Source organism: Enterobacter sp. BNK-29 (genome assembly GCF_048684785.1).
GTDB lineage: Bacteria > Pseudomonadota > Gammaproteobacteria > Enterobacterales > Enterobacteriaceae > Enterobacter > Enterobacter cloacae_M.
This window is the reverse complement of sequence record NZ_JBLQTU010000001.1, coordinates 120,976-141,088: the sequence shown is the minus strand read 5'-3', so window position 1 is coordinate 141,088 and position 20,113 is coordinate 120,976. Positions and strand designations below refer to the sequence as shown.

At 60.1% G+C, this 20,113-nt stretch carries 11 protein-coding genes; 8 read left to right on the top strand and 3 right to left on the bottom strand.

Annotation, left to right across the window (positions count from 1 at the left end; all coding sequences use genetic code 11):
* Positions 1–4 precede the first annotated feature (4 nt).
* The 3 genes from nirB to ACMGGX_RS00645 are packed head-to-tail and all read left to right on the top strand — an operon-like array spanning position 5 to position 7,967.
* Positions 5–3,991: a nitrite reductase large subunit NirB gene (gene nirB / locus ACMGGX_RS00655; RefSeq protein WP_420297896.1), complete on the top strand. Its 3,987-nt coding sequence runs from the start codon at positions 5–7 to the stop codon at positions 3,989–3,991.
* Complete coding sequence (locus ACMGGX_RS00650; RefSeq protein ID WP_420297895.1) at positions 3,988–6,513, top strand: molybdopterin-dependent oxidoreductase; 2,526 nt, start codon at positions 3,988–3,990, stop codon at positions 6,511–6,513. The genes nirB and ACMGGX_RS00650 overlap by 4 nt, the downstream gene beginning before the upstream one ends.
* Before the next feature lie 47 nt (positions 6,514–6,560).
* Positions 6,561–7,967: a YchO/YchP family invasin gene (locus ACMGGX_RS00645; protein ID WP_348561315.1), complete on the top strand. Its 1,407-nt coding sequence runs from the start codon at positions 6,561–6,563 to the stop codon at positions 7,965–7,967.
* Positions 7,968–7,970: 3 nt separating this feature from the next.
* Here the strand turns inward: ACMGGX_RS00645 and narL are convergent, their stop codons facing one another.
* Positions 7,971–8,621, bottom strand: a complete 651-nt coding sequence (gene narL / locus ACMGGX_RS00640; protein WP_008499531.1) for a two-component system response regulator NarL — start codon at positions 8,619–8,621, stop codon at positions 7,971–7,973.
* A complete protein-coding gene (gene narX / locus ACMGGX_RS00635; RefSeq protein ID WP_202771432.1) occupies positions 8,614–10,410 on the bottom strand; it encodes a nitrate/nitrite two-component system sensor histidine kinase NarX in 1,797 nt (598 codons plus the stop codon). The genes narL and narX overlap by 8 nt, the downstream gene beginning before the upstream one ends.
* A 309-nt stretch (positions 10,411–10,719) precedes the next feature.
* Between narX and ACMGGX_RS00630 the strand changes: the two genes are divergently transcribed.
* The 5 genes from ACMGGX_RS00630 to narI all read left to right on the top strand — a co-directional run bounded on the left by ACMGGX_RS00630 (position 10,720) and on the right by narI (position 19,157).
* Positions 10,720–12,117: a NarK family nitrate/nitrite MFS transporter gene (locus ACMGGX_RS00630; protein ID WP_033145765.1), complete on the top strand. Its 1,398-nt coding sequence runs from the start codon at positions 10,720–10,722 to the stop codon at positions 12,115–12,117.
* Positions 12,118–12,497: 380 nt separating this feature from the next.
* Positions 12,498–16,241 (top strand): nitrate reductase subunit alpha, encoded by a 3,744-nt coding sequence (locus ACMGGX_RS00625; RefSeq protein WP_420297894.1) that lies wholly within the window; start codon positions 12,498–12,500, stop codon positions 16,239–16,241.
* The gene (gene narH, locus ACMGGX_RS00620; protein WP_039263580.1) at positions 16,238–17,773 is read left to right on the top strand and encodes a nitrate reductase subunit beta; all 1,536 of its coding nucleotides are present in this window, start codon (positions 16,238–16,240) and stop codon (positions 17,771–17,773) included. The genes ACMGGX_RS00625 and narH overlap by 4 nt, the downstream gene beginning before the upstream one ends.
* Positions 17,770–18,480 (top strand): nitrate reductase molybdenum cofactor assembly chaperone, encoded by a 711-nt coding sequence (gene narJ / locus ACMGGX_RS00615; RefSeq protein ID WP_045404951.1) that lies wholly within the window; start codon positions 17,770–17,772, stop codon positions 18,478–18,480. Before narH ends, narJ begins: the two co-directional genes overlap by 4 nt.
* Entirely contained in the window at positions 18,480–19,157 is a 678-nt protein-coding gene (narI, locus tag ACMGGX_RS00610) for a respiratory nitrate reductase subunit gamma (protein WP_063439149.1), read from the top strand. Before narJ ends, narI begins: the two co-directional genes overlap by 1 nt.
* Here the strand turns inward: narI and ACMGGX_RS00605 are convergent.
* On the bottom strand, positions 19,154–20,050 hold the full coding sequence (locus ACMGGX_RS00605) for a DMT family transporter (protein WP_420298737.1): 897 nt from the start codon (positions 20,048–20,050) through the stop codon (positions 19,154–19,156). The two genes, narI and ACMGGX_RS00605, sit on opposite strands and share 4 nt — an antisense overlap.
* Between the last annotated feature and the right edge of the window lie 63 nt (positions 20,051–20,113).

Here is a 20,113-nt window from a genome sequence, read left to right as displayed (position 1 = left end):
TTTGATGCGACTGGTCATTATCGGAAATGGCATGGCGGCCACGCGGCTGATTGCCGCGCTCACCGGGCGTGCTGCCGGTCTTTTCGCTATCACCGTCATCGGTGACGAGCCGGAGCATGCCTATAACCGCATCCAGCTTTCGCCGGTCCTGGGCGGTGAAAAGCAGGCTGCAGACATCTGTCTGCAGGATGACGACTGGTACCAGGCGCGCGGCGTGACGGTGCTGCGGGGCGAAAAGGCGATCGCCGTGAACGTGGACGCGCGGGAAGTGCAAACCACCGCCCGCACGCTGGGCTGGGATGCGCTGGTGTTTGCCACCGGATCAACGCCCTTTATTCCGCCAATCCCCGGCTGCGATGCGCCGCATGTGTTCACGTTCCGCACCCTGGAGGATACGCGGGCCATTCGGACGATCGCCGGTCCGGCGGTGGTGCTGGGCGGCGGCGTGCTCGGGGTTGAGACGGCGGCGGCGCTGGCGCGATCAGGTGACAACGTCACGCTGGTTCATCGCGGTCCGTGGCTGATGGAGCAGCAGCTGGATCGGCAGGCGGGAATGCTGCTGGAAGAGGCGCTGGCGGCGCGGGGCGTGCGCTGTGAGCTCGCCTCGGGCATCGCAGCGGTGAGCGGAAATAGCGTGACGCTGCTCAACGGGCGCAGCTTCGCCGCCTCGCGCGTGGTGCTGGCGACCGGCGTGCAGCCCAGCGTCGCGCTGGCGCAGGCCAGCGGCATTCGCTGCGCGCGCGGCATCGTGGTGGATCACCAGATGCAAACCTCCGAACCGAACGTCTACGCCATCGGCGAGTGCAGCGAAATTGACGGGCAGACGTTTGGCCTGGTCGCCCCCTGCCTGGCGCAGGCGGAAATCCTGGCCGCGCGGCTGGCCGGGGACGCTACCGCGCCGTTTACCCTGACCGACAGCGGGATGCGCCTCAAGGTGACGGGCGTGGAGCTGTTCAGCCTCGGCCGTGCGGCGGAGCAGGAGGGCGACGTGGTCTGGAGCGCATGGGATCCGCTGACCCGTCACTATCGTCGTTTATTGATCCATCAGGGTGCGCTGGCTGGCGCGCTGCTGATGGGCGACTGCCGCAGCGCGGCAACGTTTACCGATTTACTGGCAACGGCTGCGCCCGCCCACGCGGACTGGCTGTTCGATCGTTTCACTACGCAACCGCAGGTTGCAGGACAGAATGCTATGACAAAACCTACTCTGGTGGTGGTTGGGCACGGTATGGTCGGCCATCATTTCCTCGAAGACTGCGTTAAGCGCAATCTGCATCAGCAGTATCAGATCGTTGTCTTTGGCGAGGAGCGCTATGCCGCCTACGACCGCGTGCATCTGTCGGAATATTTTGGCGGGCGCAGCGCGGAGTCTCTCTCGCTGGTGGACGGCGATTTCTTTGCCGACAACGGCATTGAGCTGCGCCTGTCGCAGCAGATTGTCGCAATCGATCGCGATGCGCATGTGGTACGTACCGCCAGCGGGCATGAAACCCACTGGGACAAGCTGGTGCTGGCGACCGGCTCATACCCGTTCGTTCCGCCCGTGCCGGGCAACGATTTGCCGGGCTGTTTTGTCTACCGCACCCTTGACGACCTGGACAACATTGCTGCACATGCGGCGGGCTCGCGCCGCGGCGTGGTGATTGGCGGCGGCCTGCTTGGACTGGAGGCGGCGAATGCCCTGAAGCAGCTCGGGCTGGAAACCCACGTGGTGGAGTTTGCGCCCAACCTGATGGCGGTCCAGCTCGACAACGACGGCGCGGCGATGCTGCGCAAGAAAATCGAGGCGCTGGGCGTCGGCGTTCACACCAGTAAAGCCACGACGGAGATCGCCACCGCGGACGGCGGGCTGGTGCTGCGCTTTGCCGATGGCGAACAGCTGGAAACGGACATGGTGGTCTTTTCGGCGGGCATCCGTCCGCAGGACGCGCTGGCGCGCAGCAGCGGGCTGGCTATCGGCGAACGCGGCGGGATCTGCATTGACGACGGCTGCCAGACCTCCGATCCGGACGTGCTGGCCATCGGCGAATGCGCCCTGTGGGAGGGGAAAATCTTCGGTCTGGTCGCGCCCGGCTATCAGATGGCGCGCGTGGCCGCCGCCGCGCTGGCGGGGGAGGATAAAAGCTTCACCGGCGCGGATATGAGCACTAAGCTCAAGCTGCTCGGCGTGGACGTGGCCTCGTTCGGCGACGCTCACGGGCGCACCCCGGGGGCGCTGAGCTACCAGTGGACGCACGGCCCGCAGCAAATCTACAAGAAAATCGTGGTCAGCCACGACGGTAAAACGCTGCTCGGCGGCGTGCTGGTGGGCGATGCCAGCGAGTACGCCACGCTGGTGCAGATGATGCTTAACGGCATCAGCCTGCCGAAAGAGCCGGAAACGCTTATTTTACCCGCGTCGTCAGGCAGCGCGCCAAAAGCGCTCGGCGTGGCGGCGCTGCCGGAAAGCGCGCAGATCTGTTCTTGTCATAACGTCAGCAAAGGCCATATCTGCCAGGCGGTGAGCGCGGGCGCTACGGATATCGGTGCCGTTAAGCAGTGCACCAAAGCGGCGACCGGCTGCGGGGGATGTAGCGCGCTGGTGAAGCAGGTGATGGAGTTCCAGCTTGCGGAGCAGGGTGTGGAGGTGAAAAAGGACATCTGCGAGCACTTCCCGTACTCGCGCCAGGAGATTTACCACCTCGTGCGCGTCAACCATATCCGCACCTTTGACCAGCTTATCAGCCGCTACGGACAGGGGCACGGATGCGAGATCTGCAAGCCGCTGGTGGGATCGGTGCTCGCCTCCTGCTGGAATGAGTATCTGCTGAAACCGGCGCACCTGCCGCTGCAGGACACCAACGACCGCTACTTCGCCAACATCCAGAAGGACGGCACCTATTCCATCGTGCCGCGCATGCCCGCAGGGGAAGTGACCGCCGACGGGCTGATTGCCATTGGGCAGATTGCGAAACGTTACAGCCTGTACAGCAAAATAACCGGCGGACAGCGTATCGATCTTTTCGGCGCCACTCTGGAACAGCTGCCGGAGATCTGGCAGGCGCTGGTGGAGGCCGGGTTTGAAACCGGGCACGCCTACGGGAAATCCCTGCGTACGGTGAAATCCTGCGTCGGGTCGACCTGGTGTCGCTACGGCGTGCAGGACTCCACCGGCCTCGCGGTCAGGCTCGAGCACCGCTACAAAGGCCTGCGCGCGCCGCACAAGATCAAAATGGCGGTCTCCGGCTGTACCCGCGAATGCGCCGAGGCGCAGAGTAAAGACGTGGGGGTCATCGCCACGGACAAAGGCTGGAATCTCTACCTGTGCGGCAATGGCGGGATGAAGCCGCGCCACGCGGACCTTTTCGCCAGCGATCTGGACGATGAAACGCTGATCCGAACCGTTGACCGTTTCCTGATGTTCTACATTCGTACGGCGGATCGCCTGCAGCGCACCAGCACCTGGATGGACAACCTGGAAGGCGGTCTCGACTATCTGCGGGAGGTGATCCTCAACGACAGCCTGGGCATCGCCCACGAGCTGGAGCAGGAGATGATCCGTGTGGTAGAAACGTATCAGTGCGAATGGCAAACCACGCTTAACGATCCCAACCGTCTGGCGCTGTTCCGCACCGCGGTGAACGTCGCGCCGTCGGATGAAAGCAAGCGCTGGCAGGAAATTTGCGGCATCGACGATATCCCCGAGCAGGCGGGCATCGGCGCGCGGCTTGGACGTAAGCCGATTGCGCTGTTCCGCTTTGGTAAAACCGTTTACGCCCTCGACGATCGGGAGCCGGGCGGCGATGCGAACGTGCTTTCACGCGGCATTCTTGGCGATGCGGCGGGCGAGCCGGTGGTGATTTCACCGCTCTACAAGCAGCGCATTCGCCTGCGCGACGGCTGTCAGGTAGAGAACGGCGAACCCGCGGTGCGCGCGTGGCCAGTGAAGATTGAAAACGGCAAGGTGTGGGTTGGCAGCGACGCCCTGGTAATGCGTGCGGAGGCCTCATGACGGAAACCCGAACAACGTGCCCCTACTGCGGGGTGGGCTGCGGCGTGGTCGCCCGCGTGGAAGGTGAAGCGGTCAGCGTTCATGGGGATGAAACCCATCCTGCGAACCTGGGCCGCCTGTGCGTGAAAGGATCGGCCCTGGGGGAAACGACGGGCTTACAGGGGCGGCTTTTGCGCCCGGTCGTTGACGGCCTTGAGGTGGACTGGGCGCAGGCGCTGAACGCGGCAGGGGAGCGTCTGCGGGGGATTATCGATAAATGGGGGCCGCAGGCGGTGGCGTTTTACGCCTCCGGCCAGCTGTTGACTGAGGATTACTATGCCGCCAACAAGCTGATGAAAGGGTTTATCGGCGCGGCAAACATCGATACCAACTCCCGGCTCTGCATGTCCTCGGCGGTGGTGGGCTACAAGCGCGCCTTTGGCGAAGATGTGGTGCCGTGCGGCTACGAGGATGTGGAAAACAGCGAACTGGTGGTGCTGGCTGGCTCGAACGCGGCCTGGACGCATCCGGTTCTCTATCAGCGGCTGGTGCAGGCGAAGCACGACAACCCGCGGATGAAGGTGGTGGTGATCGATCCCCGCAGAACCGCCACCTGTGATATTGCTGACCTGCATCTGGCGCTCGCCCCCGGCAGCGACGCCGGGCTGTTTGTCGGTCTGCTTAATGTGATTCAGGGAACGGATGAGTGGCCCGTTGAGCGCGTGGCGGCGTTTTGCGGCCTCTCGCCGCAGGATATAGGAACCTTTTACGACTGGTTTATGACGGCGCCCCGGGCCATCACGCTCTACACCATGGGGATCAACCAGTCCACCAGCGGCAGCGACAAGTGTAACGCCATCATTAACGTTCATCTTGCCAGCGGGAAGTTCAACCGTCCAGGCTGCGGCCCGTTTTCGCTGACCGGACAGCCAAACGCGATGGGAGGAAGGGAAGTGGGCGGGCTGGCAAACCAGCTGGCGGCGCACATGAACTTTGAGCCGGACGATCTTTCGCGGGTGGCGCGTTTCTGGGGAACGGAACGGCTGGCGCAAACCCCGGGACTGATGGCGGTGGAGCTGTTTGACGCCATTGCTCGCGGCGAGGTGAAGGCGGTGTGGATCATGGGCACTAACCCCGCCGTGTCGCTTCCGGACAGCCACGCGGTGTGTCAGGCGCTGGCGAGCTGCCCGCTGGTGATGGTTTCTGAGGTTATGAAGGATACCGATACCAGCCGGTTCGCCCATATCCGTTTTCCGGCGCTGGGCTGGGGAGAGAAGGACGGGACGGTGACAAACTCGGAACGCCGCATTTCGCGCCAGCGCGCGTTTCTGCCCGCACCGGGCGAAGCGAAGCCGGACTGGTGGATCGTCGCGCAGGTGGCAAAGCAGCTGGGCTACGACGAGGCCTTTGCCTGGCAACATCCGCACGAGATTTTTTGCGAGCATGCGGCGCTGACGGCCTTCGAAAATGACGGCGCGCGGGCATTGAATCTTCATGAACTGGCTGAGCTAACTCGTGAGGAGTGGGATAAGCTTGAGCCTTATCAGTGGCCGACGGGGAGTTTTCCGCGCCGAAACATCGTTCCCGTTAATCCTCTGTCGCACGGCGCGACGGTCAGCGCGTTATACCCGCTGATTCTCAACTCGGGGCGCATCCGCGATCAGTGGCATACCATGACCCGAACGGGATACGTGGCGAGGCTGATGCAGCATATCGCCGAACCGTTTGTTGAGATTTGCCCCGCAGACGCCGTTCGCTTTTCCCTGTGCGACGGTCAGCTGGCGCGCATCAGCTCGCCGCGCGGCGTGATGGTGGCAAGAGTGTGCATCAGCGACGGGATACGGGAAGGCGAGGCGTTTGCCCCGATGCACTGGAACGCCGGGTTTGCCCGCCAGGGAAAGGTGAATGCGCTGGTGGAACGGCGCAGCGATCCGGTTTCGGGCCAGCCGGAGAGTAAACAAACCGCCGTCAGGATCCTGCCCTGGCAGCCCGCCTGGCAGGGGGAACTCTATGCCCGGGAATGGCCGGAAATGCCCTCTTCGGTTTACTGGTGGCGTAAAGCCTCACGCCTGACGGTGGCAGGCGATAAACCGCTGCTGCCGTGGGTAATGGAATACGCCAGCGCTCGTGGCTGGCAGCTGCAGGTTGCGCAAACCGGTGAACGCAGCAGCGTGCTGGCCTGGCATGAAGGCCAGCTAATGCTGGGCTTCTGGGAGGGCACCGCGTTACCGGCGCTGGCGCATGCTGTGATTGAAGCCGCTTTTCAATCCCCACCCGTGCTTCTCACAGAACGCCACGCCTTGTTGAACGGACAGAGCGTCGGGAAGGCGGCGGATCCGGGACGCATCATCTGCAGCTGTTTCAGCGTCGGGGAGAATGCGATACGGGAGGCGATCGTCGGCGGGTGTGATTCCGTCACCGCGCTGGGGGCGACGCTGCGCTGTGGTACGAACTGTGGCTCCTGCGTGCCGGAGCTGAAAGGGCTGTTTCAGGATAATCCTGAAATGTTCGTCAGAACTGCATTTCAAGGCTTATCGCGTTAACATAATCGGAGTTTATTCATAAACACAGGTTCTTATTTACGACGTTGATGGTTGTATCGTCCCGCATTCGTTTGCTGTTATTACTCTCTCTGGTTACGGTCGGAGCCGTTCACGGTGCGCCGAATTCCTTTATCCAGCAGGCGCAAAATCCCTTTGATAATAATGGGGATAGTTTGCCCGACCTCGGAATGGCGGCGCCAACAGGCGAGGGGGAAAAACACCTGGCCGAAATGGCGAAAGCCTTCGGTGAAGCCAGCATGACCGACAACGGCCTGACAACGGGCGAGCAGGCGCGTCAGTTTGCGTTTGGCCAGGTGCGCGACGCGGTGAGCGGCGAAGTGAACCAGCAGATTGAGTCCTGGCTTTCGCCCTGGGGGAACGCCAGCGTGAACCTACTGGTGGATAACGATGGCAAATTTAACGGCAGCAGCGGGAGCTGGTTTATCCCCTGGAACGATAACAACCGTTATCTGAGCTGGAGCCAGCTTGGCCTGACCCAGCAGACGGATGGTCTGGTGAGTAACGCTGGAATCGGTCAGCGCTGGATCGCCGGGAAATGGCTGCTGGGTTACAACACCTTTTACGATAACCTCCTGGATGAAAACCTGCAGCGTGCCGGGCTGGGCGCGGAAGCGTGGGGGGAAAATCTGCGCCTGTCAGCCAACTATTATCAGCCCTTTGCCGGCTGGCGCGACCGCTCCGACGTCCAGGAGCAGCGTATGGCGCGCGGATATGACGTCACCGCTAAAGCCTGGCTGCCGTGGTTCCATCATCTGAATACTAGCGTCAGCTTCGAGCAATACTTTGGCGATAACGTCGACCTCTTCAACAGCGGAACGGGCTATCACAATCCGGTGGCGGTGAATCTGGGGCTTAACTATACCCCCGTTCCGCTGGTCACCCTTACCGCCGCGCACAAGCAGGGCGAAAGTGGCGAGAGCCAGAATAACCTTGGGCTGAAGCTCAACTATCGCTTTGGCGTACCGCTGGTGAAGCAGCTTTCCGCCGGTGAAGTTGCCGCCACGCGCTCCCTGCGCGGAAGCCGCTACGACTCGCCGGAGCGCAATAGCCTGCCGGTGATGGAGTTCCGCCAGCGTAAAACGCTGTCCGTCTGGCTGGCAACGCCGCCGTGGGATCTGAAAGGGGGCGAGACCGTTATGCTGAAGCTTCAGGTTCGCAGCGCGAACGGCATTCGTCAGATCCACTGGCAGGGGGATACGCAGGCGCTGAGCCTGACGTCGCCGGCCAAAAGCAACAGCAGCGACGGCTGGAGTGTGATTATGCCTGCCTGGAATGACGGTGAAGGGGCGACAAACCGCTGGCACCTGTCGGCGGTAGTGGAAGATGAGAAAGGCCAGCGCGTCTCGTCCAATGAGATCGTGCTGACCGTCGTGCAGCCGCTGGTCGCATTGCCCGACAACGACCCGCGCTGGAAGCTTCTGCCGGAGGAGTAATCCTTAAAAAATGCGTTCCTGATGCACCCACACCGCGGCTTCAACGCGGGATTTTAGCTTCATTTTCTTCAGCATATGCTTCACGTGCACTTTGACCGTGCTTTCGGTGATGTCCAGGCGGCGGGCGATCATTTTGTTCGGCAGCCCCTGGGCAATGAGTTTGAGAATATCGCGCTCGCGCGGGGTTAACTGGCTGACGTCGCGGTCAGAGGTGGCGCGATTGGCGCGCAGGCTGGCGGCCAGGACCGGCGTTAAGGCTTCGCTGAGAACCATCTCGCCCGCCGCGGCCTGCTGCAGCGCCTTAAGCAAGTCTTCCGGCTCCATATCTTTGAGCAGATAACCATCCGCCCCGCGCTTCAGCGCCGTGACCACATCCTCTTCATGGTTCGACACGCTAAAGACGACGATGCGCCCGGAAAGCGATTTTTCCCGCAGCTTGTCGAGGGTTTCCAGACCATTCATGCCGGGCATATTCAGATCGAGCAGGATCAGGTCGGGATCGAGGGATTCGGCAAGCTCAATGCCCTGTTCACCGTTGCTGGCTTCGCCAACCACCGTGATATCGGGCGCCATGCTGACCAGCTGTTTCACGCCAGTACGCAGCATCGGATGGTCGTCGATCAGCAGGATGGATGCCGGTTCCTGATTAGTCATGGGTTTCTCCTTGAGCAGTTGTAAGCGGTTTCTCGGGAATAAAGGTGACTACAACTTCCGTGCCACCCGTCTCTCTCCGGCGAACCTGGCAATCACCGCGCAGGCTTTGGGCGCGGTCTCGCATAATAATTAAACCATAGTGGTTAGTGCGTTCGGCATTTTCCGGCACGCCGCGGCCGTTGTCGTGAACCGTGAGCTTCACCTGATTGTTGTGCTGGCTGACGGTGACCGTTACCGCCGTCGCGCCGGAATGCTTGAACACGTTGCTCAGCGCTTCACGGGCGATCTGCAGTACATGTATGGCCTGATGGGAGGGGACAAACCGCGGCGGCAGCTGGTAGTCCAGCTTCACCGGGAATCCCAGCCGGGCGCTAAATTCGTGACAGCTGGCCTCCAGCGCCGGGCGCAGGCCCGGCTCGGTCAGCTGCAGACGGAAGGTGGTCAGCAGCTCGCGAAGCTGTATCCAGGAGGTGTTCAGCTCGTTGCGGATCTGGCTGAGCAGCTGCTTGTTGCTTTCGGGCATCTCCGCATCCTGCATCTGCAGGCAGCTCACCTGCATTTTCATACAGGAGAGCGACTGGGCGATCGAGTCGTGAAGCTCGCGGGCGATGGTCGCGCGCTCTTCCATGACGATCAGCTGCTGCTGCTTTTCCTGATGCCTGTCGAGCGCCAGCGTGGCCGTTAGCTGTTCGACCAGCGTATCAACCAGCTGCTGCTGGTCGTGGCTCAGATGACGTCCGGCTGGCAGGGTTGCCAGCAGAATACCGTACTGGGTGTGGCTGTCGGTCAGGCGCCACTTCAGGGTGGTGCCGCCGGACGTCAGCGGCGGCAGGCCGCGCGGGCAAAGATGGCAGCCTTTGTCATCGCAGGACATATCCGACTGACAGGTAAATTCCTGATGATTATCTTCATCTTCCACGTCGTAGACGCGCAGCTCAAGGTCGTGAAGCAGGGTCAGATTTTGCAGACCGTTCAGCACCGGCGAGAGGCGTTCGCATAGCGGCACCTGCATGTGCAGACGACGGTTGGCCTGCCACAGGAAAGAGAGGATCTCGTTTTTCTGCTCCAGTCCGGCCGTTTTTTCCTGAACGCGCTGTTCCAGCACCGCGTAGCTCTCGGAAAGCTCTGCCGACATGGTGTTGAGCGCCTGGCCGAGCATGGCCATCTCGTTGCGCCCGCTGATGTGAGTGCGCTGGGTAAAATCGCGTGCGGTGACCGCGCGGGCCATTGCCAGCAGCTGTTTCCACGGGTTCAGCAGCCGCGCGCGGAGCCAGACGATGGTGAATATCAGCAGCAGCCCCATAAACAGCGCCATGGCGCGGTGCACCATCACCACCCGGTCGATGCGTAATTCGGTGGTTTGGTCGAAAGAGGAGACCAGCGCATCGATGCGGGAGACGAACCCCGCCACGTCCTGCGCAACGGTTTCGGTGCTGCGTGCCTGTTTCAGCCCGGGCTCCAGCTGGGTGTGCCAGTAGCCCTGAAGGGCTTTGAGCTGATATTGCTGACCGGCGCGGATGGCGGCGTTTTCCAGTTCGGGGCTGAAGACCGTGCGCTCCATCTCATCGATCAGGGGCCGATCGTCCTGCGTCAGGGGAACCGACGCCAGCAGGCGATAACTCTGCATGCGTAGCGAGCCTGCCTCGTTGATGGCATGCGCATTACCCTGTACGCCCTGTACCAGCCAGCCGGAGATCGCCATGCCGGTCACGCCGATGGCGGTGGACAGCAAAACGATAAGGGCTAGCTGATTCACGAGCGTCAGCGGAGATAAACATCTTTTTAACATAGAGGTGGCGTGCTCCTGACGTGGCCTGCTTGCAGGAATGGCGCTATTCTGGTGCATACCCTGGAGTATACCCATACCAATAAAGGATTACCCCTAAATTGCCAACGGAGTAGGGGGCTGGAGGTGGGGGTAGTCTGGAACCGTCAGTGCCGTGAAAAACCACGTCTTTTTTACCGAATTAGCCTACTCACTAAGGGTGAGGCCTTATTTTACGCCGCAAATCCTCCCACTTTTCCTTTGATTTATATCAACTTACCGCCGCCCTAAAACCCTAATGTTTGCAGCATCATTCGAGAATCAGAGGTGTCTATGAGTCACTCATCCGCTCCCGAAAGGGAAAATGGTGCCGTTATTACAGACTGGCGTCCAGAGGATCCGGCGTTCTGGCAACAGCGCGGCCATCGTGTAGCAAGCCGGAATCTGTGGATTTCCGTGCCGTGTTTGTTATTAGCGTTTTGCGTATGGATGTTATTTAGCGCGGTGGCGGTCAACCTGCCAAAAGTTGGGTTTACGTTTACGACCGATCAGCTGTTCATGCTGACCGCGCTGCCGTCGCTGTCAGGCGCGCTGCTGCGTGTGCCTTACGCGTTTATGGTGCCGGTGTTTGGCGGTCGTCGCTGGACGGCGTTCAGTACGGGCATCATGATCGTCCCCTGCGTCTGGCTCGGCTTCGCGGTGCAGGATACCTCTACGCCGTTCAGCGTGTTCGTGATTATCTCCCTGCTGTGCGGTTTTGCGGGCGCGAACTTCGCCTCCAGCATGGCGAACATCAGCTTCTTCTTCCCGAAAGCGAAGCAGGGCGGCGCGCTGGGCATTAACGGCGGTCTGGGAAATATGGGTGTGAGCGTTATGCAGCTGATTGCCCCGCTGGCGATCTCGGTCTCCATTTTTGCAGCCTTTGGCGGCGGTGGCGTTGAGCAGGCGGATGGTTCTTCCCTCTATCTGCAGAACGCCGCCTGGATATGGGTGCCTTTCCTGGTGGTCTTCACCCTCGCAGCCTGGTTCTTTATGAACGATCTGTCAGCGTCGAAGGCATCGTTGAGCGAACAGCTGCCGGTGCTGAAGCGTGGACACCTCTGGGTGATGGCGCTGCTGTATCTGGCCACCTTCGGTTCGTTTATCGGCTTCTCTGCGGGCTTCGCGATGCTGTCGAAAACGCAGTTCCCGGAGATTCAGATCCTGCACTTTGCCTTTTTCGGACCGTTTATCGGTGCCCTGGCGCGTTCGCTGGGCGGCATGGTCTCTGACCGTCTCGGAGGTACCCGCGTGACGCTGGTTAACTTCGTCGTGATGGCGGTCTTCTGCGCGCTGCTGTTCCTCACGCTGCCCGTCGACGGGCAGGGCGGTAACTTCATCGCCTTCTTCGGCGTGTTTATGGTGCTGTTCCTGACGGCCGGTTTGGGGAGCGCGTCTACCTTCCAGATGATCTCCGTGATTTTCCGTAAGCTGACGATGGATCGCGTGAAGGCGCAGGGCGGGAGCGAAGAGCAGGCCATGCGCGAGGCGGCGACGGATACGGCCGCAGCGCTGGGCTTTATCTCTGCCATCGGCGCGATTGGCGGCTTCTTTATCCCGAAAGCGTTCGGCATCTCTCTGGACCTGACCGGCTCACCGGCCGGCGCCATGAAAGTCTTCCTTGTCTTCTATATCGCCTGCGTTGTGATTACGTGGCTGGTATATGGCCGAAATACCAAGAAAAATAAGTAAGTGTGATTATCCGTTTACGCGGCCTTCGGGCCGCGTTTTTTTAGCCTGAATAATAGTTACAACATACTTACGGCTTTTACGGCAGACGCCTGCGGCGGCACTGCGATCGCCATCGCTTTGCAGGTGGGTCTACCCCTTAATACCTGAGATGTTAAATTTTGACTGGCTTTTTGTACGATAAAATAAAAATAACTATATATTTCATATTGATATGAATTTTTTGAAGATACCGCTTTGGTGGTATTTGGTGTAACCCCTCCCCGAAAAGTCCCTCCTCGTCTTGATCGTTATCAATTCTCCCCCTCTTTCAGGGCGTTACCTTCGCTGCAAATCAGCAATGTCGATTTAGAGAGCCACAGGCTCCACACAGGAGATACCCGATGAGCAAATTTTTGGACCGGTTTCGCTACTTCAAACAGAAGGGTGAAACTTTTGCCGATGGGCACGGCCAGGTTCTGGATACCAACCGGGACTGGGAAGACGGTTACCGCCAGCGCTGGCAGCATGACAAAGTCGTCCGTTCGACCCACGGCGTGAACTGTACCGGTTCATGCAGCTGGAAGATTTTCGTTAAAAACGGTCTGGTGACCTGGGAAATGCAGCAGACCGACTATCCGCGCACCCGCCCGGATATGCCAAACCACGAACCGCGCGGCTGCCCGCGCGGTGCCAGCTACTCCTGGTATCTCTACAGCGCTAACCGTCTGAAATACCCGCTGATGCGCAAGCGTCTGATGAAAATGTGGCGTGAGGCGAAAGTGCAGCACAGCGATCCGGTGGATGCCTGGGCTTCCATCATCGAAGACGCGGACAAAGCAAAAAGCTTCAAGCAGGCTCGCGGTCGCGGCGGTTTTGTTCGCTCCTCATGGAAAGAAGTGAACGAGCTGATTGCCGCCTCCAACGTCTACACCGTCAAAACCTACGGTCCTGACCGCGTGGCGGGCTTCTCGCCAATTCCGGCGATGTCGATGGTCTCTTACGCCTCCGGGGCGCGCTATCTGTCGCTGATCGGCGGTACCTGCCTGAGCTTCTACGACTGGTACTGCGACCTGCCGCCTGCGTCTCCGCAGACCTGGGGCGAGCAGACCGACGTGCCGGAGTCCGCGGACTGGTATAACTCCAGCTACATCATCGCCTGGGGCTCTAACGTTCCTCAGACGCGTACGCCGGACGCGCATTTCTTCACCGAAGTCCGTTACAAAGGCACCAAAACCGTGGCGGTGACCCCTGACTACGCGGAAATCGCCAAGCTTTGCGATCTGTGGCTGGCGCCGAAACAGGGTACCGACGCCGCGATGGCGATGGCGATGGGCCACGTCATGCTGCGTGAATTCCATCTTGATAAGCCAAGCCAGTACTTCACCGACTACGTTCGCCGCTACACCGACATGCCGATGCTGGTCATGCTGGAAGAGCGTGAGGGCTACTATGCCGCGGGCCGCACGCTGCGCGCAGCCGATCTGGTGGATTCGCTGGGCCAGGAAAACAACCCTGAGTGGAAAACCGTTGCGTACAACAGCAACGGCGAGCTGGTGGCGCCAAACGGCTCAATCGGCTTCCGCTGGGGCGAGAAGGGCAAGTGGAACCTTGAGCAACGCAACGGCACCACCGGCGAAGAGACGGAGCTGCGCCTGAGCATGCTGGGCAGCCAGGACGAGATCGCCGAGGTCGGGTTCCCGTACTTCGGCGGTGAAGGTTCAGAGCACTTCAACAAGGTTGAACTGAAAAACGTTCTGATGCACAAACTGCCGGTTAAACGCCTGCAGCTGGCCGACGGCTCTACCGCACTGGTCACCACCGTTTATGACCTGACCATGGCGAACTACGGTCTGGAGCGCGGTCTGGGCGATGAAAACTGCGCAACCGGCTATGACGACGTGAAGGCCTACACCCCGGCCTGGGCGGAACAGATTACCGGCGTGCCACGCGCGCACATTACCCGTATCGCACGTGAGTTTGCAGAAAACGCGGACAAGACGCACGGTCGTTCCATGATCATCGTCGGTGCGGGTCTGAACCACTGGTATCACCTCGATATGAACTATCGCGGTCTGATCAACATGCTGATTTTCTGCGGCTGCGTTGGCCAGAGCGGTGGCGGCTGGGCACACTACGTCGGCCAGGAAAAACTGCGTCCGCAGACCGGCTGGCAGCCGCTGGCGTTTGCCCTCGACTGGCAGCGTCCGCCACGCCACATGAACAGCACCTCCTACTTCTATAACCACTCCAGCCAGTGGCGCTACGAAACGGTTACCGCGCAGGAGCTGCTGTCGCCGATGGCGGATAAATCCCGCTACAGCGGCCACCTGATTGACTTCAACGTGCGTGCGGAACGCATGGGCTGGCTGCCGTCGGCGCCGCAGCTGGGCACTAACCCGCTGCGCATTGCGGAAGCGGCGAAGCAGGCGGGCATGTCTCCGGTGGATTACACCGTGAAGTCCCTGAAGGATGGCTCAATCCGCTTCGCGGCTGAACAGCCGGAGAACGGTAAAAACCATCCGCGCAACCTGTTCATCTGGCGCTCCAACCTGCTGGGCTCGTCCGGTAAAGGCCACGAGTACATGCTGAAATACCTGCTCGGTACCGAAAACGGTATCCAGGGGAAAGATCTCGGCAAGCAGGGCGGCGTGAAGCCGGAAGAGGTGGAGTGGAAAGACAACGGTCTCGACGGCAAGCTGGACCTGGTGGTGACGCTCGACTTCCGTCTGTCCAGTACCTGCCTGTACTCCGACATCGTGCTGCCAACCGCGACCTGGTACGAAAAAGATGACATGAATACCTCGGATATGCATCCGTTTATTCATCCGCTGTCTGCGGCCGTTGACCCGGCGTGGGAATCGAAAAGCGACTGGGATATCTACAAAGACATCGCGAAGAAATTCTCGGAAGTCTGCGTAGGGCACCTCGGCAAAGAGACCGACGTGGTGACGCTGCCAATCCAGCACGACTCCGCCGCCGAACTGGCGCAGCCGCTGGACGTGAAGGACTGGAAAAAAGGCGAATGCGACCTGATCCCGGGCGTGACCGCGCCGCACATTATTCCGGTTGAACGCGACTACCCTGCAACCTACGAGCGCTTTACCTCTATCGGCCCGCTGATGGAGAAAATCGGTAACGGCGGGAAGGGGATCGCCTGGAACACCCAGAGCGAAATGGATCTGCTGCGCAAGCTCAACTACACCAAAGCGGACGGCCCGGCGAAAGGCCAGCCTATGCTGAACACGGCGATTGATGCGGCAGAGATGATCCTGACCCTGGCCCCGGAAACCAACGGCCACGTTGCCGTCAAAGCCTGGGCGGCGCTGAGCGAGTTCACCGGTCGCGACCATACGCACCTGGCGACGAATAAAGAGGAAGAGAAAATCCGCTTCCGCGATATTCAGGCGCAGCCGCGCAAGATTATCTCCAGCCCGACCTGGTCTGGCCTGGAAGATGAGCATGTGTCCTATAACGCGGGCTACACCAACGTTCACGAGCTGATCCCATGGCGCACCCTGTCAGGCCGTCAGTCGCTCTATCAGGATCACCAGTGGATGCGCGACTTCGGTGAAAGCCTGCTGGTTTACCGTCCGCCAATCGACACCCGCTCCGTGAAAGCGGTGATGGGCGCGAAATCGAACGGTAACCCAGAGAAGGCGCTGAACTTCCTGACGCCGCACCAGAAGTGGGGTATCCACTCCACCTACAGCGACAACCTGCTGATGCTGACCCTGTCGCGCGGCGGTCCGATTGTCTGGATGAGCGAAACGGACGCCAAAGATCTGGGTATTGAAGATAACGACTGGATCGAAGTGTTCAACAGCAACGGTGCCCTGACGGCGCGTGCGGTGGTGAGCCAGCGCGTACCTGCCGGGATGACCATGATGTACCACGCGCAGGAACGTATCGTTAACCTGCCGGGGTCAGAAATTACCGAGCAGCGCGGTGGGATCCACAACTCCGTGACCCGCATTACGCCGAAGCCGACCCACATGATCGGTGGCTATGCGCAGCTGGCCTACGGCTTTAACTACTACGGCACCGTAGGATCGAACCGCGATGAGTTCGTGGTGGTACGTAAGATGAAGAACATTAACTGGTTAGACGGCGAAGGTAATGACCAGGTACAGGAGAGCGTAAAATGAAAATTCGTTCACAAGTCGGCATGGTGCTGAATCTGGATAAATGCATCGGCTGTCATACCTGCTCGGTCACCTGTAAAAACGTCTGGACCAGCCGCGAAGGTATGGAGTACGCCTGGTTCAACAACGTCGAAAGCAAGCCGGGTACCGGCTTCCCGACCGACTGGGAAAACCAGGAGAAGTGGAAGGGCGGCTGGATCCGTAAAATCAACGGCAAGCTGCAGCCGCGCATGGGCAACCGCGCGATGCTGCTGGGTAAAATCTTCGCTAACCCGCACCTGCCGGGCATCGACGATTACTACGAGCCGTTTGACTACGACTACCAGAACCTGCACAACGCGCCGGAAAGCAAGCACCAGCCGATCGCCCGTCCTCGCTCGCTGATCACCGGTCAGCGCATGGACAAGATCACCAGCGGTCCAAACTGGGAAGAGATTCTGGGCGGCGAGTTCGAGAAACGCGCCAAAGACCAGAACTTCGAGAACATGCAGAAGGCGATGTACGGCCAGTTCGAAAACACCTTCATGATGTATCTGCCGCGCCTGTGCGAGCACTGTCTCAACCCGGCGTGCGTGGCGACCTGCCCGAGCGGCGCCATCTACAAGCGTGAAGAAGACGGCATCGTGCTGATCGACCAGGACAAGTGCCGCGGCTGGCGTATGTGCATCACCGGCTGCCCGTACAAAAAAATCTACTTCAACTGGAAGAGCGGTAAGTCAGAGAAGTGCATCTTCTGCTACCCGCGTATCGAAGCCGGGATGCCAACCGTCTGCTCAGAAAGCTGCGTAGGCCGTATTCGCTACCTCGGCGTGCTGCTGTATGACGCGGACGCGATTGAAAACGCCGCGAGCACCGAGCACGAGAAAGATCTGTATCAGCGTCAGCTTGACGTGTTCCTCGACCCGAACGATCCGAAGGTGATTGAGCAGGCGCTGAAAGACGGCGTGCCGCAGAGCGTGATTGACGCGGCGCAGCAGTCACCGGTGTACAAAATGGCAATGGACTGGAAGCTGGCCCTGCCGCTGCATCCGGAATATCGCACGCTGCCGATGGTCTGGTACGTGCCGCCGCTGTCGCCGATTCAGTCCGCGGCTGACGCGGGCGAACTGGGCAGCAACGGCATCCTGCCGGACGTGGAAAGCCTGCGTATTCCGGTTCAGTACCTGGCGAACCTGTTGACCGCAGGGGACACCCAGCCGGTCCTGCTCGCGCTGAAGCGTATGCTGGCGATGCGTCACTTTAAACGTGCGGAAACCGTAGACGGCGTGATCGATACTCGCGCGCTGGAAGAGGTCGGTCTGACCGAAGCGCAGGCGCAGGAGATGTACCGCTATCTGGCGATTGCCAACTACGAAGACCGTTTCGTGGTGCCGAGCAGCCACCGCGAGCTGGCCCGCGAAGCCTTCCCGGAAAAAAATGGCTGTGGCTTTACCTTTGGCGACGGCTGCCACGGGTCAGACAGCAAATTCAACCTGTTCAACAGCCGCCGCATCGATGCCATGGATGTGACCAGCAAAACGGAGCCGCACCAATGATTGAACTCGTCATTGTTTCGCGTCTGCTCGAGTACCCGGATGCTGCGCTTGCGCAGCATCAGCAGGAACTCTTTGATGCACTCGCGTCATCTGAAAACCTGGATAAAGACGATGCCCAGCGGCTTGGCGTTTTCCTCCGCGATCTGCTGGCGCGCGACCTTCTGGATGCCCAGTCGGACTACAGTCAGCTGTTTGACCGGGGTCGTGCGACCTCGCTGCTGCTGTTTGAACACGTGCACGGTGAATCCCGTGACCGCGGTCAGGCGATGGTCGACCTGATGGCCCAGTACGAACAGCACGGCCTGCAGCTCGACAGCCGCGAGCTGCCGGATCATCTGCCGCTGTATCTGGAGTACCTGGCGCAGCTGCCGAAAGAAGAGGCGCTGGGCGGTCTGCAGGACATCGCGCCGATCCTGGCGCTGCTCGGCGCGCGTCTTCAGCAGCGCGAGAGCCGCTATGCGGTGCTGTTCGATCTGCTGGTGAAGCTGGCCAACGCCTCGGTCGACAGTGAAAAAGTGGCGGAGAAAATCGCGGATGAAGCCCGCGATGATACGCCACAAGCGCTGGATGCGGTCTGGGAAGAAGAGCAGGTTAAATTCTTTGCTGACCAGAACTGCGGCGAGTCTGAAATCTCCGCTCACCAGCGTCGTTTTGCCGGCGCGGTTGCCCCGCAATATTTGAATATCTCTAACGGAGGACGGCACTAATGCACTTCCTGAATATGTTCTTCTTTGACATTTACCCGTATATCGCGGGCACCGTGTTCCTGGTGGGAAGCTGGCTGCGTTACGACTACGGCCAGTACACCTGGCGTGCCGCCTCCAGCCAGATGCTGGATCGCAGAGGGATGCATGTGGGCTCTAACCTGTTCCACATCGGTATTCTGGGGATTTTTGCCGGTCACTTCCTGGGGATGCTGACGCCGCACTGGATGTATGAAGCGTGGCTACCGATTGAGGTGAAGCAGAAGATGGCGATGATCGCCGGCGGTGCCTGCGGCGTGATGACTCTGGTGGGTGGCCTGTTGCTGCTGAAACGTCGTCTGTTTAGCCCGCGCGTGCGTGCCACTACCACCGCAGCGGACATCCTGATCCTCTCCCTGCTGATGGTGCAGTGCGCGCTGGGCCTGCTGACCATTCCATTCTCGGCGCAGCACATGGACGGCAGCGAAATGATGAAGCTGGTCGGCTGGGCGCAGTCCGTGGTGACGTTCCACGGCGGAGCCTCCGCGCACCTGGACGGCGTGGCGTTTATCTTCCGCGTTCACCTTGTGCTGGGGATGACGCTGTTTGTGCTGTTCCCGTTCTCACGTCTGGTGCATATCTGGAGCGCGCCGGTGGAGTACCTGACGCGCAAATACCAGATTGTGCGCGCCCGTCGCTAATTCGCCGTTTTGATACCAACCCCGCACTCGCGGGGTTTTTTTTCGCCCCAGCCCAGGTTGTTGCCCGCTGCCGCAAACAGGATCAGCGCGCCGCCCGCGAGCTGCGTCAGGTTCAGCGAGTGTCCGAACACCAGATTATCGACAACGATCGCCACCACCGGATAGATAAACGACAGGGAGCCGGTAATGGGCGTAGGCAGCTTCTGGATCGCGCTGTAGAGCAGCTGGTACATAATGCCGGTATGGACGATGCCCAGCGTCAGCAGAGTCGGCCAGGGAAAATCACCTGAAAATGACGGCATGCTGGCAAACGGCAAAAGCATCACGACGCCCGTCAGCACCTGGATAAAGGCAATATGCTGCGGTGCAACGGATCTGAGCTTGCGGGCAATAATAGCCGTGACCGCATAGAAGAAAGCCGCGGCCATCGCCAGGCCGATTCCGGCGAGCCATTCACTGCCGTGCGCGCCGGTCAGCTCGCTGGAGAGCAAGATCACCACGCCGCCGAAGGCGAGGAACAGCCAGCCCCATTTCACGAGGCTGACGCGTTCACCTAAAAACATTCCCATCAGGACCAGCATAAACGGCTGGGTGTTATAGATCACGGTAGAAAGACCAATCGAGATCCGCTCATAGGCCGCGAAGAGCAGCAGCCAGTTCACCACGAGCGCTACGCCGCCGAGAATGGCCAGCAGCAGCGTGGTGCGGGTGAGGGGACTGAAGGGCTTTTGACTTACCCGGATAAAAATAAAAAGCGCCATTGCCCCGATAAGACAGCGCCAGAACACCACCTCCGTCACCGGCAGACCGCTGAGTAAAACAAACGCACCGATAGAGCCGGAAATTAACATCGCCAGGCTCATTTGCCAGACGCCTTTATGGAAATCACGCATCATCCACCTCCTGATTGTATGACGCTATTGTCGAAAATCGCTGTCGGGTTTTACAGGGATGAG

Excerpts from the sequence above, each read along its gene's own strand:
- nirB (WP_420297896.1), top strand. The coding sequence starts at position 5 with ATGCGACTGGTCATTATCGGAAATGGCATGGCGGCCACGCGGCTGATT.
- ACMGGX_RS00650 (WP_420297895.1), top strand. The coding sequence starts at position 3,988 with ATGACGGAAACCCGAACAACGTGCCCCTACTGCGGGGTGGGCTGCGGC.
- ACMGGX_RS00645 (WP_348561315.1), top strand. The coding sequence starts at position 6,561 with ATGGTTGTATCGTCCCGCATTCGTTTGCTGTTATTACTCTCTCTGGTT.
- narL (WP_008499531.1), bottom strand. The coding sequence starts at position 8,621 with ATGACTAATCAGGAACCGGCATCCATCCTGCTGATCGACGACCATCCG.
- narX (WP_202771432.1), bottom strand. The coding sequence starts at position 10,410 with ATGTTAAAAAGATGTTTATCTCCGCTGACGCTCGTGAATCAGCTAGCC.
- ACMGGX_RS00630 (WP_033145765.1), top strand. The coding sequence starts at position 10,720 with ATGAGTCACTCATCCGCTCCCGAAAGGGAAAATGGTGCCGTTATTACA.
- ACMGGX_RS00625 (WP_420297894.1), top strand. The coding sequence starts at position 12,498 with ATGAGCAAATTTTTGGACCGGTTTCGCTACTTCAAACAGAAGGGTGAA.
- narH (WP_039263580.1), top strand. The coding sequence starts at position 16,238 with ATGAAAATTCGTTCACAAGTCGGCATGGTGCTGAATCTGGATAAATGC.
- narJ (WP_045404951.1), top strand. The coding sequence starts at position 17,770 with ATGATTGAACTCGTCATTGTTTCGCGTCTGCTCGAGTACCCGGATGCT.
- narI (WP_063439149.1), top strand. The coding sequence starts at position 18,480 with ATGCACTTCCTGAATATGTTCTTCTTTGACATTTACCCGTATATCGCG.
- ACMGGX_RS00605 (WP_420298737.1), bottom strand. The coding sequence starts at position 20,050 with ATGCGTGATTTCCATAAAGGCGTCTGGCAAATGAGCCTGGCGATGTTA.